Raw genomic sequence first — 1,553 nt, 5'->3', positions numbered from 1 at the left:
CGGCTGATATGACTCCGCCTGTCAATAGCGATCGGTTTTGGGTTTGTTGATGTGCGCATCTTGCCGAATTTCCTGAGGGCGACGTAGCAGTAAGTCTCGACGGTGGATCATGCTGATATTCGCGGGTTGGGTACCGCATTACAGAAATCCGCCCAATGAGCCTGCCGCTATCTAATGTCGCAAGTCGGATAGAAATCGTTGCGTAGCCGAATCGCGGGTTACTCGTGTGCCGGGCTACGCCGCCTTCAGGAAACTCCTCCCCATTCGACTAAAAGTTACTCAACCGCAGCATCATGTTGTGAGCGGCTCGCAGGGTATGGCAAGTGACATCGCGAGTCGACTGATGTCCCAAATGAATCCGGCGAGCTCGCGGGCGACCGCGACCACCGCGATGTTCTTCTGCTTGCCGCGCGTGATTAGCTTCCGGAAGCGCCGGCACAGACGCAGTTGCGCGTCCCAGGCTCGGTCCACGATTGGCTTTGGAATACCATCGTGACGACGTTGGATCCCGGGACTCACGCGGGCCGGATGTTGATAGCTCCAGGCCGCTTCGACCAACAGTTTTCTTGCATAGCTGTTGCCGTTTTTGGTGATACTGCCCTGACGGCGTTTTTCTCCTGACGAGTGCTCGGAGGGCGTCACGCCCAGCCAGCCCATCAATTGGCGAGGGTGCGCGAAGCGTGACAGATCACCGAGCTCAGCGAGCATGCCCACTGCCGTGGTGAACTGCACGCCGCGCATCGTCTGCAGGCCCAGAACGGCAGGATAAAAGCGCCAGTTGACGACGGCATCGCGCAACGCGGCCTCCAGCCGGTCGCATTGCGCCAGGCGATCCTCAATGGTGCGTCGATACTCCTCGAACGCCAGTTGCTGCCACGAGCTCTCGAATGCATACGTGCTCACCCAGCGCCGGTGCGCCGGCCCCCAGTCGGCTCGGCCCGTATAGCGCACCCCATGCGAGAGCAGAAAGCCCTTCAACCGTTGTCTGGCGCGCTTCAGATCGTCCTTGGCGCTGACCCACGCGCGAGCCAGATCGCGGAATGCTTCGTCCTCCACGCTGGGGACGTACACCGCTGACAGATCCCCGGCGCGCAGCGACCTCACGAGCTTGACGGCGTCGCGCCGATCGGTCTTGACTCGCTCACCAGGCTTTTTGGGAATCAATGACGGCGCGCACACCATGCAGTCAAACCCCTTCTGCACGAGCTGACGGTAAAGTCCGTAGCCGCACGGACCCGCCTCGTAGACGATGACGATGTGCCGAGCCTTCGACTAAAGGCGCTTGCACAGGCGATCGATATCCGTCTTCGTCGTACCGATCTTGCCGAGAAGTTCGACCTCGCCTGTGCCCAGCGCATAGGCAACTGTAATCGAGTCCTTATGGACGTCGAGCCCTACGTACAGTGTGCTATCGTTTTCCACGCTGGCCTCCGTGATGGATATCGCCGGGTGTGGCCCTGTCCACACCGTGCGGCTCTGGCAGCGATGCTAACCCGCGTCTGATTCCGCGCGCCAGGCCAGCCCCTGCCTCGCGGAGTCATACTGACTAATGG

The 1,553-nt window shown here is 60.6% G+C and carries 1 pseudogene; it reads right to left on the bottom strand.

Annotation, left to right across the window (positions count from 1 at the left end):
• Positions 1 to 291: 291 nt before the first annotated feature.
• A pseudogene (locus NCR38_RS11020) lies at positions 292 to 1,422 on the bottom strand (IS110 family transposase).
• Positions 1,423 to 1,553 lie beyond the last annotated feature (131 nt).

It is taken from the genome of Caballeronia sp. INML1 (assembly GCF_023631085.1).
In the GTDB taxonomy this organism is placed as follows: Bacteria; Pseudomonadota; Gammaproteobacteria; order Burkholderiales; family Burkholderiaceae; genus Caballeronia; species Caballeronia turbans.
Note: the sequence above shows the minus strand (reverse complement) of the source record. Positions and strands in the feature narration are given on the sequence as shown.